General features: G+C 73.0%; 19 protein-coding genes. 11 read left to right on the forward strand and 8 right to left on the reverse strand.

The genetic code is table 11. From position 1 onward, the window contains the following. Window positions 1-141: 141 nt before the first annotated feature. On the reverse strand, window positions 142-1,308 hold the full coding sequence (gene xylA / locus CEB94_RS06205) for a xylose isomerase (RefSeq protein WP_175431199.1): 1,167 nt from the start codon (window positions 1,306-1,308) through the stop codon (window positions 142-144). Window positions 1,309-1,438: 130 nt separating this feature from the next. On the opposite strand from xylA, the gene xylB reads away from it, so the two are divergent. The 6 genes from xylB (at window position 1,439) to CEB94_RS06235 (ending at window position 7,964) form a co-directional block, all read left to right on the forward strand. Next, complete coding sequence (gene xylB, locus CEB94_RS06210) at window positions 1,439-2,884, forward strand: xylulokinase (RefSeq protein WP_175431200.1); 1,446 nt, start codon at window positions 1,439-1,441, stop codon at window positions 2,882-2,884. 15 nt (window positions 2,885-2,899) lie between these two features. Continuing rightward, entirely contained in the window at window positions 2,900-4,108 is a 1,209-nt protein-coding gene (locus CEB94_RS06215; RefSeq protein WP_175431201.1) for an ROK family transcriptional regulator, read from the forward strand. 224 nt (window positions 4,109-4,332) lie between these two features. Further along, window positions 4,333-4,932, forward strand: a complete 600-nt coding sequence (locus CEB94_RS06220) for an N-acetylmuramoyl-L-alanine amidase (protein WP_175431202.1) — start codon at window positions 4,333-4,335, stop codon at window positions 4,930-4,932. 94 nt (window positions 4,933-5,026) lie between these two features. Then, a complete protein-coding gene (locus CEB94_RS06225) occupies window positions 5,027-5,425 on the forward strand; it encodes a luciferase domain-containing protein (protein ID WP_175431203.1) in 399 nt (132 codons plus the stop codon). A 3-nt stretch (window positions 5,426-5,428) separates the two neighbouring features. Then, window positions 5,429-6,601 (forward strand): bifunctional class I SAM-dependent methyltransferase/NUDIX hydrolase, encoded by a 1,173-nt coding sequence (locus CEB94_RS06230; RefSeq protein WP_175431204.1) that lies wholly within the window; start codon window positions 5,429-5,431, stop codon window positions 6,599-6,601. Window positions 6,602-6,728: 127 nt separating this feature from the next. Then, window positions 6,729-7,964 (forward strand): phosphodiester glycosidase family protein, encoded by a 1,236-nt coding sequence (locus CEB94_RS06235; protein WP_175431205.1) that lies wholly within the window; start codon window positions 6,729-6,731, stop codon window positions 7,962-7,964. A gap of 2 nt (window positions 7,965-7,966) precedes the next feature. Here the strand turns inward: CEB94_RS06235 and CEB94_RS06240 are convergent, their stop codons facing one another. The 6 genes from CEB94_RS06240 to CEB94_RS06265 all read right to left on the reverse strand — a co-directional run bounded on the left by CEB94_RS06240 (window position 7,967) and on the right by CEB94_RS06265 (window position 13,282). Beyond that, window positions 7,967-8,161: a hypothetical protein gene (locus tag CEB94_RS06240; protein ID WP_175431206.1), complete on the reverse strand. Its 195-nt coding sequence runs from the start codon at window positions 8,159-8,161 to the stop codon at window positions 7,967-7,969. Between the two features lie 121 nt (window positions 8,162-8,282). Beyond that, a complete protein-coding gene (locus CEB94_RS06245; protein WP_175431207.1) occupies window positions 8,283-9,176 on the reverse strand; it encodes a phosphatidylinositol-specific phospholipase C/glycerophosphodiester phosphodiesterase family protein in 894 nt (297 codons plus the stop codon). 194 nt (window positions 9,177-9,370) lie between these two features. Next, window positions 9,371-10,453, reverse strand: a complete 1,083-nt coding sequence (locus tag CEB94_RS06250; protein WP_175431208.1) for an acyl-CoA dehydrogenase family protein — start codon at window positions 10,451-10,453, stop codon at window positions 9,371-9,373. After that, the gene (locus tag CEB94_RS06255) at window positions 10,450-11,631 is read right to left on the reverse strand and encodes an acyl-CoA dehydrogenase family protein (protein WP_175431209.1); all 1,182 of its coding nucleotides are present in this window, start codon (window positions 11,629-11,631) and stop codon (window positions 10,450-10,452) included. Before CEB94_RS06255 ends, CEB94_RS06250 begins: the two co-directional genes overlap by 4 nt. Beyond that, window positions 11,628-12,593, reverse strand: a complete 966-nt coding sequence (locus CEB94_RS06260; RefSeq protein ID WP_175431210.1) for an NADPH:quinone oxidoreductase family protein — start codon at window positions 12,591-12,593, stop codon at window positions 11,628-11,630. Before CEB94_RS06260 ends, CEB94_RS06255 begins: the two co-directional genes overlap by 4 nt. Window positions 12,594-12,709: 116 nt before the next feature. Next, a complete protein-coding gene (locus CEB94_RS06265; protein ID WP_175431211.1) occupies window positions 12,710-13,282 on the reverse strand; it encodes a helix-turn-helix domain-containing protein in 573 nt (190 codons plus the stop codon). A gap of 77 nt (window positions 13,283-13,359) precedes the next feature. On the opposite strand from CEB94_RS06265, the gene CEB94_RS06270 reads away from it, so the two are divergent. From CEB94_RS06270 to CEB94_RS06290, 5 genes are all read left to right on the forward strand, one after another. Then, complete coding sequence (locus tag CEB94_RS06270; RefSeq protein WP_175431212.1) at window positions 13,360-14,289, forward strand: NAD(P)/FAD-dependent oxidoreductase; 930 nt, start codon at window positions 13,360-13,362, stop codon at window positions 14,287-14,289. A 29-nt stretch (window positions 14,290-14,318) separates the two neighbouring features. Beyond that, window positions 14,319-15,857: an ATP-dependent DNA ligase gene (locus CEB94_RS06275; RefSeq protein ID WP_175431213.1), complete on the forward strand. Its 1,539-nt coding sequence runs from the start codon at window positions 14,319-14,321 to the stop codon at window positions 15,855-15,857. After that, entirely contained in the window at window positions 15,854-16,312 is a 459-nt protein-coding gene (locus CEB94_RS06280; RefSeq protein ID WP_175431214.1) for an NUDIX hydrolase, read from the forward strand. Before CEB94_RS06275 ends, CEB94_RS06280 begins: the two co-directional genes overlap by 4 nt. 76 nt (window positions 16,313-16,388) lie before the next feature. Next, window positions 16,389-17,774: an NADP-dependent succinic semialdehyde dehydrogenase gene (locus CEB94_RS06285; RefSeq protein WP_175431215.1), complete on the forward strand. Its 1,386-nt coding sequence runs from the start codon at window positions 16,389-16,391 to the stop codon at window positions 17,772-17,774. A 25-nt stretch (window positions 17,775-17,799) separates the two neighbouring features. Continuing rightward, the gene (locus CEB94_RS06290) at window positions 17,800-18,036 is read left to right on the forward strand and encodes a DUF6213 family protein (RefSeq protein ID WP_175431216.1); all 237 of its coding nucleotides are present in this window, start codon (window positions 17,800-17,802) and stop codon (window positions 18,034-18,036) included. A 50-nt stretch (window positions 18,037-18,086) separates the two neighbouring features. Here the strand turns inward: CEB94_RS06290 and CEB94_RS06295 are convergent, their stop codons facing one another. Beyond that, the gene (locus CEB94_RS06295) at window positions 18,087-18,743 is read right to left on the reverse strand and encodes a TenA family protein (protein ID WP_175431217.1); all 657 of its coding nucleotides are present in this window, start codon (window positions 18,741-18,743) and stop codon (window positions 18,087-18,089) included. Between the last annotated feature and the right edge of the window lie 24 nt (window positions 18,744-18,767).

Consider the following 18,767-nt stretch of genomic DNA (forward strand, 5'->3'; position numbering starts at 1 on the left):
AGTCGCCGGGCAGCGCTCAAGCCGGGAGGGGCGCACGGAAGCTGATACGGACTCATGGCGTGGATCGCACGATTCCGCGGCATGACGGGCCCGCCGGCCGGCCGTGGTGACCGGCCGACGTGCCCGCACGCGCGCGTGGACTCAGCCGCGTGCCCCCAGCAGATGGTCCATCGCCAGCTGGTCCAGGTGCTCGAAGGCCATGCCGCGCGCGGCGGCCGCCTCCACATCGAACGCCTCGAACGCCGACCGGTCGGCGAGCAGCGCCTGCAGGCCGTCCGCGGCGGTGGGCTGGGCCAGCTCGTCGAGGCGGGCCGCGCGCAGGGCCTCCTGGACCTCCGGGTCGGCCCGGAAGGCGGCGGCGCGGTCCTTGAGCACGAGGTAGTTGCGCATGCAGCCGGCCGCCGAGGCCCAGACCCCGTCGAGGTCCTCGGTCCGCGGCGGCTTGAAGTCGAAGTGCCGCGGACCGGTGTAGCCGGCCGACTCCAGCAGGTCGACCAGCCAGAACGCGGCACGCAGGTCGCCGGCGCCGAAGCGCAGGTCCTGGTCGTACTTGATGCCGGACTGGCCGTTGAGGTCGATGTGGAACAGCTTGTCCGCCCACAGCGCCTGCGCGATCCCGTGCGGGAAGTTCAGTCCGGCCATCTGCTCGTGCCCGACCTCGGGGTTCACGCCGTACAGCTCCGGACGCTCCAGGCGCTCGATGAACGCCAGGGCGTGGCCGACGGTCGGCAGCAGGATGTCGCCGCGCGGCTCGTTCGGCTTGGGCTCGATCGCGAAGCGGAGGTCGTAGCCCTGGGAGGTGACGTACTCGCCGAGCAGGTCGAAGGCCTCCTTCATCCGGTCCAGGGCCACGCGGACGTCCTTGGCGGCGCCGGACTCGGCACCCTCACGGCCGCCCCAGGCCACGTACACCCGGGCGCCGAGCTCGACGGCGAGGTCGATGTTGCGGATGGTCTTGCGCAGGGCGTAGCGGCGCACGTCGCGGTCGTTGGCGGTGAACGCGCCGTCCTTGAAGACCGGGTGCGTGAAGAGGTTGGTGGTGGCCATCGGGACCTTCATGCCCGTGGCGTCCAGTGCCTGCCGGAAGCGCTTGATGTGCGCCTCGCGCTCGGTGTCGCTCGAGCCGAACGGGATCAGGTCGTCGTCGTGGAAGGTCACGCCGTGGGCGCCCAGCTCGGCCAGGCGCTGCACCGTCTCGACGGGGTCGAGGGCACGCCGCGTGGCGTCGCCGAAGGGATCCCGTCCCTGCCAGCCGACGGTCCACAGGCCGAACGTGAACCTGTCCTCGGGGGTGGGCTGGTAGCTCATGCCGCGGCTCCTTGCTCGCTGAGGCTATTTCGTCATGCCGATTTACAAATTAGTATGCGAGCACCTCTCTGGGAAGAGACAAGGTGCCTCCGAACGGAGACACGTGCCGCGCGCAGTAGGGAGAAGCCCGATGTCAGCAGCCGAGGGTCCGCTCGTCGTCGGTGTGGACTCGTCCACCCAGTCCACCAAGGCGCTGGTCGTCGACGCGTCCACCGGCCGGGTGGTCGCGAGCGGCCAGGCGCCGCACACGGTCTCCTCGGGGGCCGGGCGCGAGACCGACCCGCGCCAGTGGTGGGACGCGCTGTGCGAAGCTCTGCGCCAGTGCGGGGACGCGGCGCACGAGGCCGCCGCCGTGTCGGTGGGAGGGCAGCAGCACGGCCTCGTCACCCTGGACGGCCGGGGCGAGCCGGTGCGGCCCGCCCTGCTGTGGAACGACGTGCGCTCGGCGCCGCAGGCCCGTCGGCTGACGGAGGAACTGGGCGGCTCGAAGTTCTGGGCGGAGCGCACCGGAAGCGTGCCCGCCGCCTCGTTCACGGTCACCAAGTGGGCGTGGCTGGCCGAGCACGAGCCGGAGGCGGTGCGCGCCACGAAAGCCGTGCGCCTCCCCCACGACTACCTCACCGAGCGACTCACCGGGCAGGGCACGACCGACCGCGGCGATGTCTCCGGGACGGGCTGGTGGGCGTCCGCGGCGGAGGCGTACGACGAGGAGATCCTGGCGCACGTGGGGCTCGACCCGGCCCTGCTGCCCCGCGTGGTCCGGCCCGGCGAGGTGGCGGGCAGCGTTCGTGACGGCCATGACCTGCCGTTCTCCCGGGGCACCCTGGTCGCGCCCGGCACGGGTGACAACGCCGCCGCCGCGCTGGGCCTCGGGGTGCGGCCGGGCGTGCCGGTGATGAGCCTCGGCACTTCGGGCACGGTGTACGCCGTCTCGCAGCGGCGCACCGCCGACCCGAGCGGCACGGTGGCGGGTTTCGCCGACGCCCGCGGCGACTGGCTGCCGTTGGCCTGCACCCTGAACTGCACGCTGGCCGTCGACCGCGTCGCGGCGCTGCTGGGTCTGGACCGCGAGGCCGTGGAGCCCGGCACGGCCGTGACGCTGCTGCCCTACCTGGACGGCGAACGCACCCCGAACCTGCCGAACGCCTCCGGCCTGCTGCACGGCCTGCGCCACGACACGACCGCCGGCCAGCTGCTGCAGGCCGCCTACGACGGTGCCGTGCACTCCCTGCTCGGCGCGCTCGACCTGGTCCTCGACGAGGACGCGGACCCCTCGGAACCCCTGCTGCTGATCGGCGGCGGCGCCCGGGGCACCGCTTGGCAGCAGACCGTGCGGCGGCTGTCGGGGCGTGCCGTGCAGGTGCCGGAGGCCAGGGAGCTGGTCGCGCTCGGCGCTGCCGCGCAGGCGGCCGGGTTGCTGACCGGGGAGGACCCGGCGGCGGTCGCGCGCCGCTGGGACACGGCGGCCGGGCCGGTGCTCGACGCCGTCGAGCGGGACGAGGAGACGCTGGCCAGGATCGCCGGGGTACTCTCCGACGCGGCTCCGCTGCTGGAGCGGCCCACCGACACCCACTGAGGACTGGCGTCAGGCATGACCGCACCGCTGCACGGGGCCCGTCCCGCCGGGCCGGGGCGCGCCCTGCCCGACACCCAGCAGGGCATGCGCCGCCGCAACCTCGCCCGCGTCCTGCACACCGTCCGCGACGAGGGGCCGCTGTCCCGGGCCGCCGTCGCCTCACGGATCGGCCTGACCCGGGCGGCGGTCTCGACACTCGTCGACGAGCTCATCCGCTCGGGGCTCCTCGAAGAGCTGGGGCCCGAGCGGCCCGGACGGGTGGGCCGGCCCGGTTCCGCGCTCGCCGTCAGCGGACGCGGCCCGGCCGGCATCGGAGCGGAGGTCGGCGTCGACCATCTCGCGGTCTGCGCCGTCGACCTGCGCGGCACGACCCGGTCGCGGGCGATACGCCAGGGAGCGAACCGCGGCCGCTCCCCTCAGCCCGTGCTCGCGGAACTCACCGAGCTGATCCGGCAGGTCGTCGCCGAGGCGGAGGGCGAGGGCCTGTGGCCGGCCGGACTCGCCATGGCCGTGCCGGGCCTGGTGGCGCGCGACGCCCGGACGGTCGTGCGCGCCCCGAACCTCGGATGGCACGACATCGACCTCGGCACACTGCTGCCGGCGGACCTGCCGCTGACGGTGGACAACGAGGCCAACTTCGGCGCCCTCGCCGAACTCTGGCTGGGTGACGACACGCCCCGCGACTTCCTGCACGTCTCGGCGGAGATCGGTATCGGTGCCGCGGTCGTGGTGGACGGCGGGCTGCTGCGCGGAACCCGCGGTTTCGCGGGCGAGTTGGGGCACGTGCCGGTGCGGCCGGACGGGCCGGAGTGCGCCTGCGGCGGCCGGGGCTGTCTGGAGCAGTACGCCGGCGAGGAGGCCGTGCTGCGCGCGGCCGGTCTGGAACCCGGCGAGGACCGGGTCGGGCTGCTCGCGGGGCGCGCCGCGGAGGGCGACGAGGGCGTACGCCGTGCTCTGCGCGACGCGGGGACGGCGCTCGGTGTGGCCCTGACCGGGGCGGTCAACCTGCTCGACCCGGAGAGCGTGGTGCTGGGCGGGGAACTGTCCGGACTGGCGCCCTGGCTGCTGCCCTCGCTGCGGGACGAGCTGGCGCGCCGTACGGCAGGTCCGGTCTGCCCCGTGTCCGTGTCCCATCTGGGGCCTCAGGGCCCGCTGCTGGGGGCCGCGCACTCGGTGGTCCGGGCGGTGCTGGACGATCCGGCGGCCGTCGCCGGGCAGGCCTGAAACGGCCGTCGCCAACGGTCGCCGGCGGGTCTCCTCCGTTCCGAATCACCCGGCCGGGTGGGGGAGTTGTCCACATCCGCTGGCCCGTCCACCGAATCGCGCCGCATCCTCCTGACGAGTCGGCAGGCGCCGTAACTTGATCACCGCGGGCCGCGACCGCAACGGCCGCAGCCGCGCAGTTGAGCAAGAGACACCCTCCTGTCGAGCCCGGAAGGCACACACCCATGGAACGGACCACCCCCTTCCCAAGCAGGCGCGGCATCCTCGCCGGCGCCGCCCTCGCCGCCGTCCCGTCCGCCCTGCTCTCGGGCACCCCGGCCGACGCCCGGCCCCAGGCCGTCGACCACCCCGGAGCGGCATGGCACCCGGCGAGCCGCAGCAACTACACACCGTCGAACCGCCCGCGCGCCCACCCACTGCACTACGTGATCATCCACGTGGCGCAGACGACCTACTCCGGCACCGTCTCCGTCTTCCGGAACCCGAGCAAGAAGGTGTCCGCGCACTACGTGGTGCGCTCCTCCGACGGGCATGTCGCGCAGTGTGTGCGCGAGTCCGACATCGCCTGGCACGCGGGGAACTGGGACTACAACACCCGCAGCATCGGCATCGAGCACGAAGGCTGGGTGGGCCGGCCCGGGTACTTCACCGACGCCATGTACGAGCGGTCGGCCCGGCTCACCGCGGCGATCTGTGCGCGGTACGGCATCCCGAGGAACCGCGCGCACATCATCGGCCACCACGAGGTACCGGGCAGCGACCACACCGACCCCGGCCGGCACTGGGACTGGAAGCGCTACCTCAGACTCGTCAAGTCCGCCTGAAAGCCTGGTCGGAACCGCCGCGGTCCACCTCACGTCCCGGTTACAAATCGCTCAACCTCTGGTTGCGGACCGGTGAGCAGGCGACGATGGGGCCATGACTCTGGCCCAGCGCGCCATGGAGCGCCTGCAGGCCTGGCCCGACCTGATGGTGGGCCCGGCGAGTTGCGGTACCGGAAGGGCGCTCCGTTCCGTCCGTGACGAGATCGTCCACTTCCACTCCGCGCGGGACGTGGACCTCCACCTCACTCGCCGGGCCATCCAGCGCATCCACTACGACCTCGCCGGTTCGAGCGCGATCCACCTGCTGCCCGGGTCGTGCTGGGTGACGGTCCACCTCGACTGCGAGGCGGACGTCGACCTGCTGCTGAGCCTGGTGAGCATCGCCCTCAAGGCCCACCAGACCCCACAGGCCGATGACGACGAGCCACGTCTCGCCGGGTGCAACTTCCACCGGGTCACGGTGCTCCCGCGTGACGCCGTGGCGGGCGGCTGAGCCGTGGCGGAGGCACCGGAGGCGGTCAACGCCGAGGCCTGGGGCGCATATGGGGCGCATCATCTGCGACGGGGCACGGCGCTGCCCGAAGCGGCACGGATCGACTGGGGATTCGAGGGCGGCGGGCCGGGGAGCGAGGTTCTCGGGGAGCTGACGGGCCGGCGGGTGCTGGACCTCGGGTGCGGTCCGGCCCGGCACGCCGCCCATCTGGTCCGGGCCCACGGCGCGCTGGTGGACGCGGTCGACGCCTCGGCCGGGCAGTACGAGCGGGCCCGCGCCCGCTACGGCTCGCTGCCCGGGCTGCGGCTGGTCCTGGGCGACGCGGTGGAGCATCTGCGTGAGGCCGAGCCGTACGACGTCGTCTACTCCGTCAACGCCGTCCCGTACATCGATCCGCACCGGTTGCTGCCCGCCCTCGCCGGGGCGCTGAGGCCGGGTGGCAGGTTCTGCTTCACGGTGCTGCACAGCAACAGTCGTGGTGACGGGCCGTCGGACCGGGTCGCGGCCCGGCCCGAGATCCTGCGGCTGGCGGGTGGCGGTGAGGTCACCGTCCAGATGTGGGTGCTCACCCCGGAGCTCTGGACGGCGCTGCTCGCCGAGTACGGGCTGCGCGTGGAGGGGATCGATGTCCTCGACGCGCCGGAGGGCGGCAACAGGGCCTCCTACCGGCTCTTCCGGGTGACCCGGCCGGTCCGGGTCTCCTCCCGGCCGCGCGTCGGTAAGCCGCCGCCCGCGCACGCCGCGCTCGGGGTGGGTGCCGTCGTGTACGGGCCGCGCGGGCTGCTCCTGGGCCGGCACCGGCGCGGGACGTGGGAGCTGCCGGGCGGGACGGTGGAACCCGGGGAGTCGTTGCGGGAGACGGTCGTGCGCGAGCTCGGCGAGGAGACGGGGCTGGCGGCGCGGCCCGAGGACGTCCGGCTGCTCGGGACGCTCCTGGACGACGCGGGAGGTGTCGTCCGCGTCACCGTGCCCGCCCGGGTCACCATCTGGCGGGGCGAGCCGTCGGACCAGCCCGGGGAGAGCGTGGGCCGCTGGCGCTGGTTCGCCCTGGACCGGCTGCCGGAGCAGTTGTTCGTGTGCAGCGCGCAGGCCCTCACCGCCTGGCGGCCCGGCCTGCCGATCGACCACACGCCCGCGCATTTCACGCCGTACGACACCGGAACGGGTGACAGCTGAAGCACCCAGAGGGGTGCGTTTTTTCAGCCGTTCCCGCGTAGTAGGTGCTCAGCCGCCTCCCCGGCCCCCGTGGTCTGGTGCACTGCCCCTGAGGGTCCCGACAGTTGACGAGGCATCAGGGGGCACGGTGGCAGGTCGTCGCAGGCGACGGGGTGCAGGCAGAGCGGTACTGGCGCTTCTCACGGCGTTCGGCGCGCTGACCGGCTCGGCCCTGGCGGGGGCGGCTCCGGCCGGCGCCGTCCAGAAGGGCGTACGGGTCGCTCCGGGCGTGACGTACGAGGAGTTCGACATCAGGGCGGCCAAGGGGGTGACGCACGCGCATGTGCTGAGGGTCGATCTGGGCAATCCTCAGGTGCGGGTGGATCTGCTGTACCCGGGGGCTGTGGCCGCACGCGGGCGGGTCTCGGCGATGGCGGACAGCCAGGGCGCGGTAGCCGGTATCAACGGAGATTTCTTCAACATCACCGAGGCGCAGCACCCTGGCGTCGAGGCGACCGGCGCGAGTGTGGGTCCGGCGATCGCGGCCGGGCGGACGCTCAAGGCGGCCGTGCCGAACGGCCAGCGGTTCGGGCCGGCGCTGCCGCACAGCACGACCACCGAGGACGTGTTCGGCGTCGGCACCGACGGGCGGGCCCGGCTGGACCGGCTGGCGCTCAGGGGTTCGGTCCGTACGGCCGAGGCGCAGCTGCCTCTCGGTGGGCTCAACCAGTACGCGCTGGCGGTGGGTTCCATCGGCGCTTTCACCTCCGAGTGGGGCTCCGCCTCCAGGGTGCGCGCCACCTGCGGCACGGACACGGACCGCGCCGCTCCGTGCAGCACGGACACCTACGAGGTGACGGTCCGCGACGGCACGGTGGTCTCGGCCGCCGACACTCCGGGCAGCGGCCCCATCGCCGCGGGGACCACCGTGCTGGTCGGCCGGGAGGCGGGCGCCCAGCAGCTGCGCAAGTTCTCCACCGGCGCATCGGTCGAGGTCGAGCACGGCCTCGTGGCGGCCACGGACGGCGTCGCCTACCAGCTCGCCCTCGGCGGCTACCCGGTGCTCTCGGGCGGCCGGCCGCTGCCGGGGCTCGACAACGCGACGTCGGCCGTCCGTACGGCCGTGGGGATCGCCGACGGCGGGCGGCGCGTGCTGCTGCTCGCGCTGGACGGCGCCGCCGCCTACCGCAGCGGTCTGACGATCGCCGAAGTCGCCGGCACCCTGCGGAAGCTGGGCTCGGAGGACGCCTTCAGTCTGGACGGCGGCGGGTCGTCGACCCTGGTCGCCCGGAAGCCGGGCGCGAGCGCGGTCTCCGTGCGCAACCACCCCAGCGGCGGCGCCGAACGCCCGGTGGCGAACGGTATCGGCGTGTTCTCGGGGTGACCTCAGGGACGCAGACCGCTGACGATGTCCGCCGTCGCCGTGAGTCCGCTGTGGATGGTGGGGGCGATGCTGGTGCTGGCCAGATAGAACCCGAGCAGCAGGCAGACCAGCGCATGGGAGATCTTCAGACCGCCGCTGCGCAGGAAGATCACCGCCAGGATCACCAGCAGCAGCACCACAGAGATGGAAATGGCCATCGTCAACTCCTCCGCCACGCCGCCATGTCCGGTTCACGGCGTTCGGCCGCAAGTGTGGCGTAGCGGAGGGTTCGTCCGGGCGGATGACCTGTCCGCCGAACGTGTGGTGTTCTGTGACCTTTTACTGCCCCAGGTGGCCCGCATTACTGCCCCAGGTAGTCCGCCGGGCGTCGAGGAACGCCTCCAGTCCGGCGAGGTCGTCGGTGTTGAGGTAGTCGACGCCGGCGGCGAGCAGTTCGCCCCAGAGCGCGTCGCGGGCGGGTCCGGGCAGGTCCGGGGTCGCCCAGAACCGCACCTTCTGCCCGCGCTTGTGGGCGGTCCTGGCGATGCCCCGCAGCTTCTGCCGCTCGGCGTCCGGGAAGGCGCCGACGCCCTGCCAGGTGAAGTTGAGCGTCCAGTTGTCGCTGATCAGCGGGATGAAGGAGGCCGGCGCCGGGCTGCCGAGGTCGGTGAGGCGGCCGTCGTAGAAGGCGCGCCGGACGCTCTGGGCCTGCATGGGCGCGCGGGCCGCGCGGTCACCGGAGACGACGGCGGTGACCGGGCCGCGGAAGACGCGGCCGTGGGCGTACGTGGTGAACAGGTGCCGGTGGCGCCGGAGCCGGCGGTCGAGTTCGAGGTACGTCGACGAGCCCTCGGTCTTGATGTCGATGAGCAGGTACAGCGCGTCGCGGTATCCCCGGTACACCGAACCGTGGTTGGCGCGGACGCGGGCGGCGAGCGGGTCGAGGTAGAGGGACTCGAGGGTGCGGGAGGGGTCGAGGTCCTCCGGGTCGTGGGCGACGAGGAGTTGGTCGCCGACGAGGTGGATGTCGGCTTCGACGCTGCCGAAGCGGTGGTCGAGGGCGTCGAAGAGCGGGCGCGGGTGCTCGTAGTCGTTGTGGGCGTGGGCGCGCCACAACGGGCGGGGCCGGTGCGTGCGTTCGCCGGCCGGTGCGGGGGCGGCGGGGAGGGCGATCGAGCTCGCGAGGGCCGCGCCGAGGGTGGTGAGGGCCGTGCGACGGGTGGTGAGGGCCATGCTCTGCCTCCCTGGAGGTGCCGTACGGGAACCCTGCGAGTATGGGGTCCCGGCAGGCTCAAGGAGCAGGCCCGCGCACGGAGTTGGCCGGACTGCCGCGACGCGTTCACTTCAGCGGACCGGGGCGCGCGGAAAGGCCCGCCCCTGGTGGGACGGGCCTTTCCGGGCTTTGCCAGGCGTCGGCAGGGTGTAGGTCAGGGGGCCTGGAGGTCGACCAGTGCGGCCAGTGCCTCCCGGTGGGCGCCCGGCGTGCCGTAGGCGATCGAGTCGGCCTTGGCGCGCTTGAGGTACAGATGCGCGGGGTGTTCCCACGTCATGCCGATGCCGCCGTGCAGTTGCACCGCCTCCTCGGCGGCGTGCACGGCCACGGGTGCCGCGTAGGCCTGGGCGACGGTGACGGCCACGTCGGCGTCCTCGCCCGCGGCCAGGGCGTCAGCGGCGTTGCGGGCCGCCGCGCGGGTGTTGACGACCTCCAGCCACAGGTGGGCCAGCCGGTGCTTGATCGCCTGGAAGCCGCCGACGGGCCGGTTGAACTGCTTGCGTTCCTTCAGGTAGCGGACGGTCTCCGTCAGCGTCCACTCGGCCAGCCCGAACTGCTCGGAGGCGAGCAGCCCGGCGCCGGCGCGCAGGGCTCGGCGCACGGCGGGTTCGGCGTCGCCCAGCAGCCGGCCCGGCGCTCCGTCGAGGGTGACGGTCGCGAGCGGCCGGGTCAGGTCCAGGGAGGTCTGGGGCGTGACCGTCGCGGCGGTGGCGTCGACCGCGTACAGACCGCCGTCGTCGGCCGGCACGAGCAGCACGTCGGCCACGGCCGCGTCCGCGATGCCGGTCAGTTCGCCGTGCAGCAGCCCGTCCTCGTGCCGGACGACCCGGTAGGCGGCACCCGGTGCGACGTTGAGGGCGACCGCGAGGGCGCCGATCGTCGTCCCGGTCGCGAGGCCGCGCAGGAGGTCGTCGGCACCGCAGGCCAGCAGGGCCTCGGTGGCGACGACCGCGCTCGTCAGATACGGCACGGGAGCGACCGCGCGCCCCAGCTCCTCCAGCACCACGGCGGCTTCCCGGTGCGTGGCACCCTGGCCGTCGAGTTCCTCGGGCACCAGCAGGCCGGCGAGGCCCATGCCCTCGGTGAGGGCCTTCCACAGGGCCCGGTGGTGCGGGGCGTCCGACTCGGTGCGGGCGATGACGCCGGGCGCGTCACAGTGGTCGGTGAGCAGGTCGCGGACGGCGGCGCGCAGCGCCTCTTCCTCTTCCGAGTACAACAGGTCGCGCTCGTTCTTCACCGGGCCAGGTCCTTCCAGGCGACGTCCTTGTCGGTGCGCGGCTCGGCGGGCAGGCCCAGGACGCGCTCGGCGACGATGTTCAGCAGGACCTCGCTGGTCCCGCCCTCGATGCTGTTGCCCTTGGAGCGCAGGTAGCGGTAGCCGGCGTCGCGGCCGGTGAAGTCGACGAGCTCCGGGCGCCGCATGGTCCAGTCGTCGTACAGCAGGCCCTCCTCACCGAGGAGTTCCACCTCCAGGCCGCTGATCTCCTGGTTGAGGCGGGCGAAGGCCAGCTTCATGCCGGCGCCCTCGGGGCCCGGCTGGCCCACGACGAGTTGCTGGCGCAGCCGCTCCGCGGTGAGGCGGGAGACCTCGGACTCCACCCAGAGCTTCAGCAGCCGCTGGTGCAGATCGTGGGTGCGCAGCTCGGGCCGCTCACGCCAGGTCTTCGAGATCGGGCCGATCATGCCGCCCTCACGGGGCAGCCGCATGCCGCCGATGGCCACGCGCTCGTTGTTGAGCGTGGTCTGCGCGACCTTCCAGCCGTCCCCGACCGCACCGAGGCGGCGCGCGTCGGGGATGCGGACGTCGGTGAGGAACACCTCGTTGAACTCGGCCTCGCCGGTGATCTGCCGCAGGGGCCGCACCTCGACGCCCGGGTCGGTCATGTCGCAGACGAAGTACGTGATGCCCCGGTGCTTGGGCACCTCCGGGTCGGTGCGGGCGATGAGGATCGCCCAGCGGGCCACATGGGCGCTGGACGTCCAGACCTTCTGCCCGTTGACCACCCAGCCGTCGCCCTCGCGGACCGCCCGCGTGCCCAGCGCGGCCAGGTCGGATCCGGCGCCGGGCTCACTGAACAGCTGGCACCAGACCTCCTCGCCCGTCCACAGGGGCCTGAGGTACCGCCGCTTCTGCTCGTCGGTGCCGAAGCCCAGGATGGTCGGAGCGGCCATGCCGAGGCCGATGCCAATGCGGCGCGGGTCGTTGTCGGGCGCCCCGGCGGCCTCCAGCTCGGCGTCCACGACGGCCTGGAGGGACCGGGGGGCACCAAGCCCGCCGAGGCCCTCCGGGTAGTGCACCCAGGCGAGTCCGGCGTCGAAGCGGGCCCGCAGGAAGTCCAGCCGGTCGGTGGAGGCCGGCGGGTGAGCGGCCAGCAACTCCCGGGTGCGGCGGCGCAGTTCCTCGGTGTCGGTCATGCTGCCTCCTCCATGACGACCGCGACCCGGCCGGTGGTCAGACCGTCCGCCACCTTCTGCACTGCGGCGGCCGCCGAGCCGAGCGGCACGCGTTCGCTCACCAGCGGCTTGATCGCACCCCGGGCGGCCAGCTCGGTGAGCTGCTCGTGGCAGCGCTGGACCAGCTTGGGGTTCTTGGTGTTGTACAGGCCCCAGTGCAGGCCGAGGATCGAGTAGTTCTTCACCAGGGCGTGGTTCAGACCCGGGCTGGGGATCGTGCCGCTGGCGAAGCCGACGACGACGATGCGTCCCTCGAAGGCGACGGTCTTGGCGGACTGGGTGTAGGCCTCGCCGCCGACCGGGTCGTAGATCACGTCGGCGCCCCGGCCGCCGGTGGCCTCCTTGACGGCGGCGACGACGTCCTCGGAGCGCCGGTCGATCACGACGTCGCAGCCCAGCTCGCGGGCGACGGCCGCCTTCCCTGAGCCGCCGACGACACCGATGACGGTGGCGCCGGCGGCCTTCCCGAGCTGCACGGCCGCGCTGCCGACCCCTCCTGCGGCAGCGTGGACGAGCAGGGTCTCGCCGGCCTCCAGACCGGCCCGGCGGTGCAGACCGAACCAGCCGGTCTGGTAGCCGATGTGCAGGGCGGCGGCTTCGGCGTCGTCGAGGGCCTCCGGCGCGGGCAGCAGGGCGGCGGCGTCCGCGACGGCGTACTCGGCGAAGCCGCCGTGGGGCAGCGCCGGGTTGGCGATCACCCGGCGGCCGTCCTGGGTCTCGCCGCAGATCTCCACGCCCGGCGTGAACGGCAGCGGCGGCCTGACCTGGTACTGGCCGCGGCACAGCAGGGCGTCCGGGAAGTTGATGTTGGCCGCACGCACCTTGAGCAGGACCTGGCCGTCACCGGGCGTGGGCGGCTCCACGTCCTGGAGCCGCATCACCTCGCCCGGCTCGCCGTTCTCGTGCACTTGCCATGCCTGCATGCGGGGCCTCCACGGGGGACTGCTTCGTCTGACCGGGGTCGGTTCGCATACTAAGCGGTCGCTTGCCGACTAGGGAACAGTCCCCGGCAAAGTCCCGCCCGGAGACACCCCGTACGTCATGCCCCCTTCGGCCGGGCCCGCACATGCATCCGCTCACCCTGCGGCCCGAACAGGCTGAGGAACTCCACGGGCCCCTCCCCCGTCGACCCGAACCAGTGCGGCACCCGGGTGTCGAACTCGGCGGCCTCCCCCGCCGTGAGCACCACATCGTGCTCACCCAGCACCAGGCGCAGCCTCCCGGACAGCACGTACAGCCACTCGTAGCCCTCGTGCGTGCGCGGTTCCGGTTCCTGTCTGCGCTGCGGCTCCAGGACCTTGTAGGCCTGCAGGCCGCCGGGCTGGCGGGTGAGCGGCCAGTGGGTGCGGCCGCCCATCACGATCGGCTTGGAGCGCACACGCGGATCACCGGTCGGCGGGGTGCCGACCAGCTCGTCCAGCGCCACCTGGTGGGCGCGCGCGATCGGCAGCAGCAGTTCCAGACTGGGTTTACGCAGGCCGGACTCCAGCCGCGAGAGGGTGCTGACGGAGATGCCGGTGGTCTCGGAGAGCGCCGCCAGGGTCACCTCCCGGTCCTTGCGCATCTGCCGCAGCCGGGGGCCCACGCCCGCGAGTACCTCGTCCGTCGTCATGGTCGTATTGCAGGTTCGGCAAAGTCGTTTGTCAATACCGCAGTGCCGGGGCGACGCTCGGCAGCGGAGGTGGTCACATGACCGACACATGCGCAGTGGTCGTCATCGGCGGGGGCGCGGCGGGCCTGTCCGCCGGACTGGTGCTGGGGCGGGCCCGGCACCGCACGCTGGTGGTCGACGCGGGCGAGCCGCGCAACGCGCCCGCCGCACACATGCAGGGCTATCTGTCGCGGGACGGCATGCCGCCCGCCGAGTTCCTGGCCGTCGGCCGGGAGGAGATCGCGCGCTACGGCGTGGAGCTCGTGCGGGACCGGGTGGTGGAGGTGGAGAGGGACGAGGACTTCACCGTGGTGCTGGCCGGTGGCCGGACGGTGCGGGCGCGGCGGCTGGTCGTCGCGACGGGGCTGAAGGACGAGCTGCCGGCGGTCGCCGGGGTCGCCGAGCGGTTCGGCCGGGACGTGCTGCACTGCCCGTTCTGCCACGGCTGGGAGGTGCGCGACCAGCCGTTCGGGGTGCTGGCGTCGAGCCCGGCGAGCGTGCACCAGGCGCTGATCGTGTCCCAGTGGTCGAAGGACGTGCGGTTCTTCCTGCACACGGTCGCCGAGGAGGAGCTGTCCGACCAGGACCTGCGCCGGCTCGCCGCGGCCGGGGTGGACGTGGTGCCCGGCGAGGTCGCGGGGCTGGTGACCGAGGACGACCGGCTCACCGGTGTCCGGCTCGCCGACGGTACGACGCACCTCCGTTCCGTGCTGTTCGTCGGCCCGCGCCCCGTTCCGCAGACCGGCCTGCTGGAGCGGCTCGGCGCCGAGCTGCACGAGACGCCGTTCGGCGCGTACCCGGTCGTCGACCCGACCGGACTGACGACCGTCCCGGGCGTGTGGGCCGCGGGCAACGCGGTCGGCTTCACCGAGCAGGTCGTGCACGCGGCGAGCGGCGGATACCGGGCGGCGTCCGCGATCGTCGGGGACCTGCTGATGACCGACCTCGACGCGGCCGCCCAGGTGTAGAGACATCGCCTCCGGTGCACCATGACTGCATGCTGCTGCACCGGCTGGCCCGAGTGTCCCAGGAGGTCGCCGCCACCTCGGCGCGCTCCCGGAAGACGGCCCTGCTCGCGGAGCTCTTCCGGGACGCGGAGGCGCAGGACGTGCCCATCGTCATCCCGTACCTGGCGGGGCGGCTGCCGCAGGGGCGGATCGGCGTCGGCTGGAAGGTGCTCGGCCGCCCGGTCGACCCGGCGCCCGAGCCGGGCCTGACCGTACGGGACGTGCACGCCCGGCTGTCCGAGCTCGCCCAGGTGTCCGGCCCCGGCTCCCAGGCGGAACGCGCCCGCCTGGTAGGCGAGTTGATGGGCGCGGCCACCGAGGAGGAGCAGCGGTTCCTGCTCGGGCTGCTCACCGGCGAGGTCCGGCAGGGCGCGCTGGACGCCGTCGCGGTCGAGGGCCTGGCCCAGGCGACCGGGGCGCCGTCCGCGGACGTACGGCGGGCCGTGATGCTCGCCGGCTCCCTCCAGACGGTGGCCGAGGCGCTCCTCGCGGACGGCCCCGCCGCCCTGGACCGCTTCCGCCTCACCGTCGGCCGCCCGGTCTGGCCGATGCTGGCGCACAGTGCCTCCTCGGTCGCGGAGGCAGTGGACAAGCTCGGTGCCTGCGCGGTCGAGGAGAAGCTGGACGGCATCCGCGTCCAGGTGCACCGCGACGGCGACACCGTGCGGCTCTACACCCGCACGCTCGACGACATCACCGACCGGCTGCCCGAAGTGACGGCCGCCGCACTGGAGTTGCGCGGCGAGCGGTTCATCCTGGACGGCGAGGTGATCTCCTTCGACGAGGGCGGGCGTCCCCGTTCGTTCCAGGAGACCGCCGGACGCGTCGGCTCCCGCACGGACGTGGCGACGGCCGCCCGCGCGGTGCCGGTCTCCCCCGTCTTCTTCGACGCGCTGTCCGTCGACGGCCACGACCTGCTCGACCTGCCCTTCGCCGAGCGGCACGCCGAGCTGGCCCGCCTGGTCCCCGGGCCGATGCGGGTGCGGCGCACGCTGGTGTCCGGGCCGGGCGACACGCCCACGGCGGAGGAATTCCTCGCCGAGACCCTGAAGCGCGGCCACGAGGGCGTCGTCGCCAAGGCGCTCGACGCCCCCTACAGCGCGGGGCGGCGCGGGGCCTCCTGGCTGAAGGTCAAGCCCGTCCACACTCTCGACCTGGTCGTCCTGGCCGCCGAGTGGGGCCACGGCCGCCGCACCGGCAAGCTCTCCAACCTCCACCTGGGCGCCCGCACCGCCGACGGCGGCCTCGCCATGCTCGGCAAGACCTTCAAGGGCATGACCGACGCGCTGCTCGCCTGGCAGACCGAACGGCTCCAGCAGCTCGCCGTCGACGACAACGGCCATGTCGTCACCGTCCGCCCGGAACTCGTCGTCGAGATCGCCTACGACGGCCTGCAGCGCTCCACCCGCTACCCGGCCGGCGTCACCCTCCGCTTCGCCCGCGTCATCCGCTACCGGGAGGACAAGCGCCCCGAGGATGCCGACACGGTCGAGACTCTGCTCGCCGCGCACCCGGAGGTGAAGCCGTGAAGCGCAGTGCCGGCCTGCTGCTCTTCCACCCCGCCGACCGCGGCCTCGACGTACTGCTCGGCCACATGGGCGGCCCGTTCTTCGCTCGGCGCGACGCCGGGGCGTGGACCGTGATCAAGGGCGAGTACGAGCCGGACGAGCCCGCCTGGGAGGCCGCCCGCCGCGAGTTCCAGGAGGAACTGGGACTGCCCCCGCCCGACGGGAAGGCCATCGACCTCGGCGAGGTCCGGCAGACCAACGGCAAGATCGTCACGGCCTGGGCGATCCAGGCGGATCTCGACCCGTCGACGATCGTGCCCGGCACGTTCCGGATGGAGTGGCCGCCGCGCTCGGGACGGCTCCAGGAGTTCCCGGAGCTGGACCGGGTGGCGTGGTTCGACCTCGACCGGGCCCGCGCGCTGATCGTCAAGGCGCAGGCGGCGTTTCTCGACCGGCTGGCTGAGCACTCGCCCTGAGGAGACGCTCCCGCGTTGCGGTCCCCACCGTCGCGCGGGAAGGTCGAGACACAGCCCGCTCCGAGGGAGGTCAGCCATGCCCATCGCAACGGTGAACCCGGCGAACGGCGAGACGCTCAAGACGTACGAGGCCATGGGCGAGGAGGAGATCGAGCGTCGGCTCCAGCTCGCGGAGGCCACGTTCCGCACGTACCGGACGACGACCTTCGACGAGCGCGCCCGGCTGCTGCACCGGGCCGCCGACCTCCTCGAAGAGGACCAGCAGGACATCGCCCGCGTGATGACCACCGAGATGGGCAAGCCGGTCCAGCAGGCCCGGGCCGAGGCGGTGAAGTGCGCCAAGGCGATGCGCTGGTACGCCGACCACGCCCGGGAACTGCTCGCCGACGAGGAGCCCGCCGACTCCGACGTGAAGGACTCCGGAGCCTCACGGGTACGGGTGCGCTACCGTCCGCTCGGCCCGGTGCTCGCGGTGATGCCGTGGAACTTCCCGCTGTGGCAGGTGGTCCGTTTCGCCGCACCCGCGCTGATGGCGGGCAATGTGGGCCTGCTCAAGCACGCCTCCAACGTCCCGCAGACCGCCCTGTACCTGGAGGACCTCTTCCACCGGGCGGGCTTCACCGAGGGCACCTTCCAGACCCTGCTGATCGGTTCCGCCGCGGTCGACGAGATCCTGCGCGACGAGCGGGTCAAGGCCGCCACTCTCACCGGCAGCGAGCCCGCGGGCCGCGCGGTCGCCTCCACCGCCGGAGAGATGATCAAGAAGACGGTGCTGGAGCTGGGCGGCAGCGACCCGTTCGTCGTCATGCCCTCCGCCGACATCGACCGGGCCGCGAAGGTCGCGGTGACCGCCCGCGTACAGAACACCGGGCAGTCCTGCATCGCCGCGAAGCGGTTCATCGTGCACACGGACGTCTACGACGCCTTCGCCGAGCGGTTCGCCGCGGGCATGAAGGCGCTGAGGGTCGGCGACCCGATGTCCGACGACACCGAGGTCGGGCCGCTCTCCAGCGAGCAGGGACTGAGCGATCTGGAGGAACTGGTCGACGACGCGGTGCGCAGCGGAGCGCAGGTGCTGTGCGGTGGCGAACGGCCGGACGGGCCGGGCTGGTACTACAGGCCGACGATCCTCGCCGGCATCACCCGCGAGATGCGGATCCACCGGGAGGAGGCCTTCGGACCGGTCGCCACGCTGTACCGGGCGGCCGACCTGGACGAGGCCGTACTGATCGCGAACGACTCGCCGTTCGGACTGAGTTCGAACGTGTGGACGCGGGACGAGGGAGAGGTCGACCGGTTCGTCAGGGATCTGGAGGCCGGCGGGGTGTTCTTCAACGGCATGACGGCGTCCCATCCGGCGTTCCCGTTCGGCGGTGTGAAGCGGTCCGGGTACGGGCGTGAGCTGTCCGGGCAGGGAATCCGCGAGTTCTGCAACATCACCACTGTTTGGCATGGTGCGTGAGTGTTGCGGGGCTACGATCCCGTCTGTGAACCGCGAAGTGACTCTGCCTCTGATCGTCGACGACCGCGGGACCTTGCAGGTGGCTGCCGCGGATGTCAGCAAGCTCCTGCGGACGGTGGGGGGCCGATGGGTGCGGCTGGTGGAAAGCGGGGAATCAGGGCTGGACGAGGACACGGTCGCCGAGTTGGCCATTGAGCTGGCGAAGCTGGCCGACCGGATCGATGTGGCCTGTATCGCGCACAGCAGTGGGGGTGCGACCTGAGTCGTGCGGGTGCGGGTGTGTGGGGGCTTGTCGCGCGGTTCCCCGCGCCCCTAAGGGGTCTTGCTCAGGGCGGTCCAGAACATCTCCTCGTAGGTCTGCAGGAGGCGGCCGTAGGTGTGAGCTCGCTGCTCGTCGAGGCGCCCTGCGTCCAGAGCCGCCTCCACCGCCGTCGCCGCGAGCCGGTCCAGGTCGGGTGACGGCTGCGCGAAGAAGTCGAAGAACGCGCAGGCCTCGTCGGTGAAATCGTAGTGCTCGCGCAGTGCGATGGCGATCGTCGCGCAATAGCCGCCCCACGCCGAGAAGTTGGCCGTCAGCGCCAGGACCACGTCTGCCGGTGCGGCGTTGAGCGCCAGCCAGGCCACGTACGCGGGGTACGCCTGGCAGCCGTGAAGCGGCTCGTACGACGCCTCCTCCGTGCCACACGCCCGTGCGAAGGCAACCAGTCGCTCGCCCGCCAGTGCCTCGCCCTGCGCGAGGGTCGTGAAGAAGGCCGCGGCCTCGGGGTCGGTCGCTTCGGCGCGGACTGCCAGGTGCTCGAACGCGCGACGGTCCGCGGGGATCACCCAGGTCTGTTCCAGGGCGAGCGCGGCGAGGGTGGCGCGGGGCGCCGTGCCGGCGGCGATCCGGGGGACCACGGGATTGGCGCCCGGGTCCGGGGCGAGGGCCGCCGTGGTCGTCCGCAGCAGGTCCCGGGCCGGGTGCGTCATGGCGTCCTCCGTCGTCGAAGTGTC

The organism is Streptomyces hawaiiensis (assembly GCF_004803895.1).
GTDB classification, from domain to species: domain Bacteria; phylum Actinomycetota; class Actinomycetes; order Streptomycetales; family Streptomycetaceae; genus Streptomyces; species Streptomyces hawaiiensis.

Excerpts from the sequence above, each read along its gene's own strand:
- CEB94_RS06225 (WP_175431203.1), top strand. The coding sequence starts at position 5,027 with ATGACTCTGGCCCAGCGCGCCATGGAGCGCCTGCAGGCCTGGCCCGAC.
- CEB94_RS06260 (WP_175431210.1), bottom strand. The coding sequence starts at position 12,593 with ATGCAGGCATGGCAAGTGCACGAGAACGGCGAGCCGGGCGAGGTGATG.
- CEB94_RS06265 (WP_175431211.1), bottom strand. The coding sequence starts at position 13,282 with ATGACGACGGACGAGGTACTCGCGGGCGTGGGCCCCCGGCTGCGGCAG.
- CEB94_RS06220 (WP_175431202.1), top strand. The coding sequence starts at position 4,333 with ATGGAACGGACCACCCCCTTCCCAAGCAGGCGCGGCATCCTCGCCGGC.
- CEB94_RS06285 (WP_175431215.1), top strand. The coding sequence starts at position 16,389 with ATGCCCATCGCAACGGTGAACCCGGCGAACGGCGAGACGCTCAAGACG.
- CEB94_RS06275 (WP_175431213.1), top strand. The coding sequence starts at position 14,319 with ATGCTGCTGCACCGGCTGGCCCGAGTGTCCCAGGAGGTCGCCGCCACC.
- CEB94_RS06270 (WP_175431212.1), top strand. The coding sequence starts at position 13,360 with ATGACCGACACATGCGCAGTGGTCGTCATCGGCGGGGGCGCGGCGGGC.
- xylA (WP_175431199.1), bottom strand. The coding sequence starts at position 1,308 with ATGAGCTACCAGCCCACCCCCGAGGACAGGTTCACGTTCGGCCTGTGG.
- CEB94_RS06215 (WP_175431201.1), top strand. The coding sequence starts at position 2,900 with ATGACCGCACCGCTGCACGGGGCCCGTCCCGCCGGGCCGGGGCGCGCC.
- xylB (WP_175431200.1), top strand. The coding sequence starts at position 1,439 with ATGTCAGCAGCCGAGGGTCCGCTCGTCGTCGGTGTGGACTCGTCCACC.
- CEB94_RS06240 (WP_175431206.1), bottom strand. The coding sequence starts at position 8,161 with ATGGCCATTTCCATCTCTGTGGTGCTGCTGCTGGTGATCCTGGCGGTG.
- CEB94_RS06255 (WP_175431209.1), bottom strand. The coding sequence starts at position 11,631 with ATGACCGACACCGAGGAACTGCGCCGCCGCACCCGGGAGTTGCTGGCC.
- CEB94_RS06245 (WP_175431207.1), bottom strand. The coding sequence starts at position 9,176 with ATGGCCCTCACCACCCGTCGCACGGCCCTCACCACCCTCGGCGCGGCC.
- CEB94_RS06295 (WP_175431217.1), bottom strand. The coding sequence starts at position 18,743 with ATGACGCACCCGGCCCGGGACCTGCTGCGGACGACCACGGCGGCCCTC.